The organism is Candidatus Eisenbacteria bacterium, from assembly GCA_035712145.1.
GTDB lineage: Bacteria > Eisenbacteria > RBG-16-71-46 > RBG-16-71-46 > RBG-16-71-46 > DASTBI01.
The window spans coordinates 1-9969 of record DASTBI010000003.1; the positions used below are offsets into that span (position 1 = coordinate 1).

The window sequence follows — 9969 nt, forward strand, 5'->3', positions numbered from 1 at the left end:
CATGGGGCCTCCGAGGAGAGCGGAGTCTGGTTTCTCGAGAAGTGATTCCGGCCGCAGCGTGCGGGGGGTGGCTGGCAACGCGGCAGTCGAAGGCTACCAGCCCGGCTGATCCGCGGTCCAGCTTTCAAGCGGGCCGCAGAAGCGCGTCATCTTACTTGGGGAAGATCAGCGCCTGACGAGTAGGGTTCGGGTGCGCTCGGCTTCACCCAGCCCACGCACCGGCAGCGCGCCCATGCTGATCGACCAAGCGGCCCACCTCCAAGGTGGCTCGCCGGCTTCGATCGCTCGGCGACGGGCGGCTGACAATGCACCTACAGGGTCCTCGTCGGCACGGCTCCACTCCTCCACGAACCAAGCCACGAAGCGACTGGCGGCTTCATCTTCGACCGGCCAATGGGTCTGGACGACCGATGCGGCGCCGGCGTCGAGGAACGCCCGCCCCATGCTCGGTCCTTGCCGCTCCTGCGTCGGATAGGGCGCTCCGCTGGCACAGGATGAGAGCAACACCATCTCGCACCCGGTCAGATCCAAAGACCGCACGTCGGCCATCTCGATATAGGAGTCCGATGCATCTCGGCCGGTGTCTGGCCGCGCCATGGGGAAGTACGCGATGAAGGGTACTTCAGGGTCGCGGACCAAGTGCGCCGCGACATGGATCCGTCGTGCACGGCTCCACGACTCGAGCACGGCCCGCTTGGTGGCCCGCGGACCTTCGATGACGCTGGCCGTGGGCCATGCCCGCCGGACGACCTCGGCCTCGGGCACCGCTGAACGAAGCTCACTCACGAGCGCGCCGCGTCGCATGGCTGGCGCCGGCTCCGCCGCGGCGAGAATGCTCCCTGAACCGAACTTCGGAGCGGAGGGACCCGTGCCGCCGCCGACATAGACGACACGCCGCGCGAGCGCGAGCGGCTCGAGACGCTCAGCCGACAAGCTCAAGGCCTCGAATGGAAGCTGCTCGAGTGCGCCGTCCGGTGTCAGGTAGAGAGTGCGCGGGTTCGCGCTGGAACGAAACGCTTCCGCAGGAAGGAGAAGCCCGGCGAGCCGATGAAGGCCTTTCAGCGCCACCCCGTCGAGAGGGCGACGGCTGCTCAACCAGCTCACCGCCTGGGCGACAGCCCGTCTGCAGTCGGCGGGCGAAAGCGCGAGTGTGTCACGCGTCACGCGGCTCGGCGAAGACGTCCAGCGGATGACTGCGTGGGGGCCGACGCGATAGACACAGTGCAACGTGCCTGAAGGTGGACGGCTGCGGGGCTCGCCCCACGTCGAGTCTCCAGCGCCATGAGTCCCACCCAGCTCCATGGTCAGCCTGCGCCAATCGAGCTCGAAGGCATAGCCCGCTTCGGGTGTGGTTGCCATCAGGCGATGCACCGCATCGCGTACGTCACTCCTGGCGCCGAGCGCCAGGTATCCCTGTGGTCCGGCATCGAGCCTCCGAACGTGCCGTTGGATTTCGGCCAGCGCGCGTCTCAGGGCGGCGCGAGACCGGAAGGCCGCGCCCTCGCGCTCCAGGAGGAGCGCGTTCAGGATCTCCCGATCGATGGCGAAGACGTTCTCTCCCGCATCCTGCGAGGCTCGCCGATCGAAGTCGGCGAGCGCCTCACGTGCCGCCTCGTAGGATCCGACGTCGTACAGCGCCCGAGCGCGCCGTAGCGCAAGTCCCACTCCGACCTCCGGAACGTGAAGCGAATCGGCGTGCACGAGTCCGCGCTCGATCCAGGGCAAAGCCTCGGCCGCCCGCCCATTGCCGATCAAGCCTTCCCCGTAGAACTGGAAGATGGCCGCATAGCCGACCCGTGGATTCACGACGCGATATTGCTCGCGGACCCGTTCCATGACGGGCCTCGCCTCGGCGATCCGCCCGCGGGCCAGCAGGGCTCGCATCCGATGCAACTCGATGTCCGCTCCCAGAGCGCTGATCGGCACGGTTGCAGGAGGTGGAGCCAGTCGACGAAGCAGGACCGGAGCGCGGTCGAGCAACCGGTCCACGATCTCCCAGCACCCGAGCTCGGCGAAATGTCTCATCGCGCTCGCCAGGAACCGCAGCTCGACCGCTCCCCCTCCCATCTCGCGGCACCGCTGCAATGCCTGGATGACGAGGTCGGTGGCGAGAGCGAGTCGTCCCTCGTCGGCGTGGTAACGCGCCTCGAAAGACAGGATGCGCGAGTACTGGTCCGGGAATCGACAGTGCTCCGCGATGCGCCTGGCTTCTTCATAGCAAGCCAACATCGAATCGGTGTTGCCCAGAGAGCGATGGGTGGCGCCAAGCTCACCCAGGATCTGGCAGGTCATCATCGTCTCACCCAGGGCTCGCGCGGCCGCGAGCGCGAGCCGGAGGTGGTGAAGACGTCCCGCGCGGTCTCCAAACTTCATCACTTCGGCGCTGATCGCGGCCTCGGTCAACACGACGCCGCGTAAGTAGCCGAACGCATTGAAGCGATCGAGGAGAACAGCGAACGTCTTCAGCTTGGCTTCGGGTGCGGCGGTCGGATCGGTGCGAACGGAATACTCCTGGCGCAGCAACTGGCGAAGCGTGATCGCCTGCGCGGGCGTGAGCCGGGCGAAGAACATGAAATTGCGCAGGTAGTCCGGACAGTGGAACTCATCCGCCAGCGCGCTGGCGACCCGATGCACATGGGGCGCCACTCTGTTCCATGTGCGCATGTACGCCTCGCTGGAGGACAGATCGAGCCGGTCACCACCCAGAGCGTAGAGGGCCTGGCGCAGCTCCATAGTTCCGACCGCAGCAGCGAAACGCCGAAAGGACGCCGGATCATCATTGGCCATATGCTGCGCCATCTCGATCGAGAGGCTCGGTGCCAGGCGGCGCAAGGCATCGGCACGTCCCTGTGGGGCGTCGTCCCGTAGGAAGAGGGCCGCGAGGGTCGCCAGCGTGATCGCCGCAATGAGCGGCCAGGGGGGTCTCACGTCAGGAGAATACGCCTCGAAACGCTCCGGCCGCCCCCTTTGAAGAGGGCGGCCGGTTCAGAGATTCCTGCGCTGGCTCAGCGGACCACGAGCTTACGCTCCTGACGCCAGGAACCGACTTCCATGCGATAGAAGTAGATCCCCGACGACACTCGACGGCCGGCGCGGTCGCTGAGATCCCATGAGGCTTCGTGAGTACCTGCGTCCCGCTGCCCGTCGGCCAGTCGAGCCACGACTCGGCCCATGGCGTCGTATACCGCCAGTCGGACGCGCGCGGGCTGAGGCAACCCGAAGGCGAAGCGGACCGAGCCCGTGGTTGGATTGGGCCGGGCCGCATGCAGCTCGAGTTTGGACGGTCGATGGGCGGTCGGCGCTTCCTCCACCGCCGGGAGCGTGGTGTACACGCCATGCGCCGCGAAATACGTATCGCGGACCTTGCCTTCCGGAACCGGCGGCACTGGGAACGAAAGGTCCACCCTCTCCCCCGGCGACAGAGTCACCGGTTCTCCGGTTCCGGTGAGACGAGCGCCGACGTCCCCAACGTCGCTATGCATGGCGGAAGCGGCGACCGTTTGGACCGCTGGCGCCTCGCCATCGATTCGGATCCATTGGAGGTTCTGGATAAGGTGGCGTCCCACGAATCGGAGACGCACTTCTCGGCCGGCACCGATGGCCAGCTCCGCGTTCCGGGCGCGCGGATACCAGCGGCCGACCTCAGTCCATGCGCCGTTCTCGCCGACAGTCTCGACGACGATGCCGGTCCGTTCCAGGACCTCCGCATCGTACCTGCCGGCCACGGGACGGCTCTTGCCGCCACCCGGATCATCGATCTCCTTCTTCGCGCCTCCTAGACCCAGGCCTCCGCGCCCGGGGACGGTGGAGGGCCCACCATCGGACGGGGACTTCCACAACTCGACCCAGAGCATGGTCCCCGGCGCTCCCTCGAATCCGGGACCGTTCGGATCGGTGAGCAGCGCGGTGAGATCTTCGCCCGACCCGGATCGCACCTTCGCCACCGGCACCCGGCTTCCCAGCACCACTCGCCCATCCATGACCCACGTCGATTGCGCAGGGTCGCGATCCACAGTCCGGAGGGTCGCCGAGGCCAAGCGTGTGCGCTCTTGCTCGTCCTCGCGGATCCGTAGCCTCAACGTGCCGTCGGCGGCGCGCTCTGGCTCGTGCATCAGCCGATAGATGTCGGTCCGCATCTCTCCGGTCGTGGAGCGAGCCAGGATCGAGTTCTCTTCCTTCCAGCCCCCCGCCGTCCAGGTATCCAGGAACGGGCAACCACCGCCACCACCACCACCGCAGCTTCCATTGATCGTGAAGGGTCCGTCGCTCTGGTCCGATCCGATCGTCACATCACCCGGCCGCAGGATCCCCGCGGTGTGGACCACTTCGATCTTCTTGCTCGGCGACGACTGCACGCCGCAGTAGGTGGTCCAGTCGAACGCTCCGTTGTCGGTCAGATTGCTCGCGACCAAAGTGGATGCAGCCCCGTCGAGCAGGTTGATGGAGACTCGGGCGGAATCACCACAGGGCGCGCCGCCGCAACCGGTATCCCAGCGGATCGCGATCGGCGGCACCGATCCTTCGGATCGCGTATAGACCTCCCCTCCGTTCGGAAAGAGCACGTGCCGCGTGTGCGCCGTGTGGCCTTGGTGTGCCGTGAGGTAGGCGAAGTCGGACAAGTTCACCGATCCACTGGGAACGAAGTCGCCGCAGCGCTCGGTGCCACCCAACAGTGCCCCGAAGGCGTCGATGTCGAATCGGTCCACGCTTCCGAAGGCCTGGGTCGTCAGGTCCAGCGACCGCACGTCGACCTGCGCGAACGAGAACGAGGGCGCAGCCGTGATGCCCAATGTCGGAACGACATGCGCGCACTTCGAGATCTGGCCGACATCGAACGTGAACGTCTTGCGTCCGGTCCCCGGGTCATAGACGCCGTCGCTGGAGAGAACGAAAGGCTGAGCGGTCTGGGGTGCGTCCCAAACCCTCCACGTCGGAACGTCGGGTGAGGTCAGCGACAGCGACGCGCTCGCCGTCGAAGCGTTGAATGGACACTCGGGAATGGTGCTGTTCTTCACGACCGCGCTGACCACCAGGCGACCCGCATCGCCTTTCGGGCAAGGTGCGATGATGGAGGGCGCTCCGATGCTCACGAAGTACCGCGGCAGCGAGAGCAGCGTGGTCGGCGCCGAGGTGCCGTTGCCGGCCGCTGCCGGGGTGAATACGGTGACCGTGTGCGAACCCGTTCGGGCGATGTCATAGTGCTTCACGTGAACGGTGAAACGACCCGCCGCCTCATCCAGAGTGGCAGCCTTGACCCGGCCGTCCACCGAGACCATCGACCAGGGGCGGAAGTTCACGCCCGTCACGATCAGGTCGAAGTCGGGATCCGAGGCGATCACCGCAGTCCGGGAGAGCGAGGTGATCTGCGGCGTGGGTTGAAGCCTGAGCACGAATCGGTTATTCACCGAGCTCTGACCGTCGGCGATCACGATGTCGATCTCGGTGGCGCACTCGGGAATTTGAGAGACGCCCCCAGTCCCGCCCAGCGCGAGCAGACCGATGGTGTCGGGCCAAGCGACGCGGAGCCTATAGGTGCCGGCTGGAAGCAGGCCGAAGCTGAAGGCGCCGGCGGCATCGGTGGTGGTGGAATCCACCGGCAGCCCCTCTGCGTCCAGCACCACAGGCGCCCCCGCTTTCGGCGTGCGCAGGCCGTTGTCGTCGCTCTCGACCGATCCTGAGATCGAGCAGGTGCCGTAATCGGCGACCATCGTGGCCATGGCGTTGTCGGTCACTAGCGGACCACTGGTCCACCCTCCGGCGAAGCGTGCCGTGGAGTGATTGGCGCCGCAGGCGAACTCGTCCACGATCATCGAGGTGTAGTCGCCCCACCGTCCCGCGGGCACACCGTTCACGTCCTCCGCGGCGCAACTGGTGGCGGTCGCGCAACCCATGTAGCTGAACAATCCCGACTTCACGTGGAATTCGGGACTCTGGTGGTTGCCGCTGCGGGCGACCATGTAGCACGACGGGAATTCGTTCGGCGAGTAACGGTCGTAACCCAGGAACAGCGTCCCGCGCGTGTCCTCCACCACGCTCGGATAGGTGTAGTGCATGCCAGGACGGCCAACCTGAAAGTCGTCGACAAGGCCGCCGCCGACCTGGAAGCGGATGCAGCGGATCGCTTTGACGGGAGGGCTCCCGTCACCGTAGGTGCGGGAGTTGGTCCAGGCCATCGCGATCTTCCCGTTGCGCATGTACATCTCGGGCGGCGGAAACGCGAAGTTGAGCGGTCGGGGCTCGCATTGGTTACCGAACCCGGTGGTGTCCGGCTGCTCGGCAATGGCCGATACGCCCGGGTCGGCCGGAATCGGGATCAGCGCCGGCGCCGAGAGGACCGGCGCGTTTGGCGGTCCGGTGATCCTTCGGTGCTCGATGTTGTTCCCGGACCTCCTGACCACGTGGATCGCGGGATCAGCGGTTAGGTTCCGGCACGCTCGGCTGAAGCTTGCGACCCCAGGCACCGAGACTGTGATGGGCTCACCGGGAAGGTAGAGATTGTCATAGGCCTTGGCGCGATCGAGGATGTGACAGTTTCCCGGGTTCCACAGCAGCGCGATCTTGTCGTCGCTCACCCCCAACCCGACGTAGTCACGGCCAGGCGCGGGGATGATGTACTTCCACCAGTTCTGTGGCTGCGTGGGGTCGAGGCCTCCCTTCGAGATCCACAGTCGCACCTCAGCGGGGGACGCGGCGGCGTCCCCCATCATGAACATTAGGTAACGGCCATGGATGGCGTCGTAGAAAGCGACTGGATCCCCGGAGATCCCCCCATTGGGAAGGATGGGTGCGAAGAACGTATTGATGGGATGGTGGGCCAGGAGCACCGGCGTCGGACTCTTGTCGTAGAAGTCCACGAACTGAGGGGTGAAATGCAAGATCTTGTCGGGCCCCGCAGCGAGCATGCTCTCGTGCGTGCTGCCTCCGTTCGACGCGTCGACCGTCGGCAGGGCGGTGAAGATTTGCCCGTGCGCCTGACCGAACAGGACGCAGAGGCTGAAGACGGCGAGGACGGCCACCCTTGGCCCATCGGTGCGGTTCTTGGGAAGGCTGGAAAGCGGGACGATCGATGAGCGGTCGGCCATGGGACTCTCCTCGTGCGCGGTGGCACCCCGGTCCTGTGTGGTATGGACTGCCCTGGACGAGACTCGAAGCGAATGTCCAATGAGACGGAGGTGAGACGGCGTTTACCGGCGCGATTCCTCGTTCGTAATCCGGCGCCCGCCTCCGTCTAATGTGGGGTTCGGCCGGAGTCGACCGAGCTCAGCTTGTTGGCTGCGTGAACGGCGCCATCGATTACTATCTCGTCGACGGCTCCCCGACCGGTCGACCGCTTCGCACCGATGTCACGCAAACCCTGGCCTCACGACGCCCATTCCGTCGGAGACGCGGCGCGCGAGCATGTCCCCCCGACTCGCGAGGACGAGCTCGAGCTGACGCGATCCATCACGACTGGTTCGCTCGAAGCGTGGAAGCGCTTCCTCGAACGGTATTCGGGCCTCATTCATGCCATCATTCGTCGCCACATGTTGACGCGGGATTGCGACGAGACTCACACGGTATACGTCGACGTGCTGGATGCTCTCTACCGCGGCAAGCTGGCCACCTACGAAGGAAGGGCGGCGCTCTCCACCTGGCTCACTTTGGTGGTGCGCAGCAAGGTTTTCGATCACCTTCGTCATCGTTACGGAAGACACGAGACACCCGATGCAATCCGGCAACTGGGCGAGCTCGAGCGTGAGATCTGCCGCCTCTACTTCGTCGAAGGCCACTCGGCCACGGAGGTCGTGCGTCAGCTGAACCGCGCGGGATCGCACTGGACCATCGGCCGGCTGATGGCCGCGTTGCGGCGCATCGAGCGGCGGCTGGACGCGAAGTGGCTCCGGCGTCTGGCCTATGACCTGCACGCTCGCTCCGTGGGTGCTTCGGGAAGACTGCTGGAGTATCTGGATCACATGAGGCTCGAGCAGCAGGTGCCGTCCGCAGCGCATGGCGCGGATCACGACCTCATGGAGCGCGAATCCCGGCACATCCCGGAGCTGGTCCAAGTGCTGGTGGCCCGCCTCGCGCGTGAGGATCGCGAGATCCTGGTGATGCGTTTCCACAAGCGCTGGTCGGCTCGACGGATCGCCCAGGAGCTGGGGCTGGCCAGTCCTCGAGTCGTCTATACGACCGTGGAGCGTATCGTCCGCGGCCTGAGACGTGACATCGATCGAGACGGGAATGGTGCCAGATGAGCCGCGAACCCTTGACCCCGCACCTGGCGACCGAAGACCTCGCGGCGCTGGTCGAAGGACGCCTGGCGGACGACGGTGCACTCCCACTTAGACGTCATGTGGCGAGCTGTCAGGAGTGCCTTGCCGCATACGCGGAAGCCGTGAGGTACCGAGCGGAATGGCTCGCGGATCCCGACGCCTTCCGCTCGGATCCGACTCTGGTCGAAACAGGAATGGAGGTGGCTCGGAAGCCTGCTGGTAACGAACGCCACCAGCCGATCCTTCGCCGCAGTGAGTCGATTGTCGGACCGCGTCCAGCGCGGGGCTGGATACCGCTGTGGCGATGGAGCGCCGCAACGATCGCCGCGACAGCGGTGATCGCGATCTGGTTCTGGCCACGCTTTCCCGCCAGCCATCGACCACCAGGCCTGCCGCCCGCCGTGGCTCGCGCGGTCGGCGACTACTCGGCGCTCAGCCTCGTGATCCCGGGCGGCGAGCAGGGCGCGGTCGCGAGTGAGCCCGTCTACCGGGCTGGACCCAGCGAGCTGCCGCGCGACATCGTCGCTCGATTGCTCGCTGCCCACGAGCGAGAGCGGTCGCAGCGGTCTGCATACGCGGCCGCGGCGGCCCTGCTGGTCAATGGCCAGAAGGCCGCGGCCCGCGATCACGTGGACGAAGGACTGCGTCTCGGCAATGAGGACGCGGACCTGCTCGTCCTCGCCGCTGCCATTTCATATCGGGAAAGCGACCTCGTGAAGGCGGAGGTCGAGCTGAGGCGCTCCCTTCGCATCCGTCCGAATAACCCCACCGCGACGCTCGACCTCGGGATCGTCTTGAGCGAGGCGGGGCGTTCGGAGGGCGCGCATCTGCTCGCCTCCGTAGCTCGTCGCGAATCCACCAGCAGCCTCGCCACGCGGGCCCGACTCGAACTCGCCCGGCATTCGGCGAATTTGCCAGGGCGCCGCGGCGACGCCGAGGCGGGCCCCTAAGCCCACGGAGCCGCGCTGGCCCACGGCTCTCTTGCTTCTCGCCGCCTCCGTCCAGCTCGGCCGCACACGAAAAGCCCTCGGTCATCGCTGGCCGAGGGCTCTCTCACAGCTCTGAGCTAGTCGCCGTTCTTGGGCGCCGCCATCTCTTTTCGCAGCGCCTCGATCTCCTCACGAAGTTTCCGCAGCTCCTGCTGCACGGCTTCCTGCTCCGTCGGCGGCGCCACCAGCGCCACGGTGACGTCGCGCTCTTCGGTGCGGCGCAGTGTGTGCAGCGTGATTCCGGCGGGCGCGGCGCTCAACGCGTGCACCAGCGTCTCGACGCTGCCAATGGCTTGACTGCCCGCCCCGGTGATCACGTCACCGGCGTGCATTCCGGCGCGATCGGCCTGCCCGCCGGACTCCACCTCGAGCACGAGGACACCCTCCGCCTTCGAGGCGCCCAGTGCCGACGCCAGTGCGCGATTCAGGTTCGCGCACTGGAGGCCGAGCGTCGCCAGCGGGTCGGTTTTCGGCTCGGCAACCGCGGCCTCGGTCGCCGGTGGCTTGGCGGTCTCCACGGCCACCACATTCGCTGTCGGCGGCGCCACGGCGACTGTCGCAGCCGGCACCGCCGCGACAGGCTCGGGCTCGGGCGCGGGAACTGGCTCCATGGTTCTGATCTTCATCACCTTGCCGTTGCTCCGCACGATGGTCACGGGAATTGGCTGGCTCTGATCGACGCGGGAATGCGCGGTCACGAGATCACCCACGTTCCTCAGCGAAGTGAA

5 protein-coding genes are annotated in these 9969 nt (G+C 66.4%); 2 read left to right on the plus strand and 3 right to left on the minus strand.

Going from position 1 to position 9969, the window contains the following annotated elements:
• Positions 1-165: 165 nt before the first annotated feature.
• Both VFQ05_00140 and VFQ05_00145 read right to left on the minus strand, forming a co-directional pair.
• A complete protein-coding gene (locus VFQ05_00140) occupies positions 166-2928 on the minus strand; it encodes a CHAT domain-containing protein (GenBank protein ID HET9325159.1) in 2763 nt (920 codons plus the stop codon).
• A 77-nt stretch (positions 2929-3005) separates the two neighbouring features.
• Positions 3006-7082 carry a FlgD immunoglobulin-like domain containing protein gene (locus VFQ05_00145; GenBank protein HET9325160.1) on the minus strand — a complete coding sequence of 1359 codons (4077 nt, stop codon included), beginning with the start codon at positions 7080-7082 and terminating at the stop codon, positions 3006-3008.
• A 258-nt stretch (positions 7083-7340) separates the two neighbouring features.
• On the opposite strand from VFQ05_00145, the gene VFQ05_00150 reads away from it, so the two are divergent.
• Both VFQ05_00150 and VFQ05_00155 read left to right on the plus strand, forming a co-directional pair.
• Positions 7341-8234 (plus strand): hypothetical protein, encoded by an 894-nt coding sequence (locus VFQ05_00150; protein ID HET9325161.1) that lies wholly within the window; start codon positions 7341-7343, stop codon positions 8232-8234.
• The gene (locus VFQ05_00155) at positions 8231-9202 is read left to right on the plus strand and encodes a hypothetical protein (protein HET9325162.1); all 972 of its coding nucleotides are present in this window, start codon (positions 8231-8233) and stop codon (positions 9200-9202) included. Before VFQ05_00150 ends, VFQ05_00155 begins: the two co-directional genes overlap by 4 nt.
• A 116-nt stretch (positions 9203-9318) precedes the next feature.
• On the opposite strand, the gene VFQ05_00160 is transcribed toward VFQ05_00155, so the two are convergent.
• On the minus strand, positions 9319-9969 hold a 651-nt coding region (locus tag VFQ05_00160; GenBank protein ID HET9325163.1), incomplete at its 5' end, for a PDZ domain-containing protein.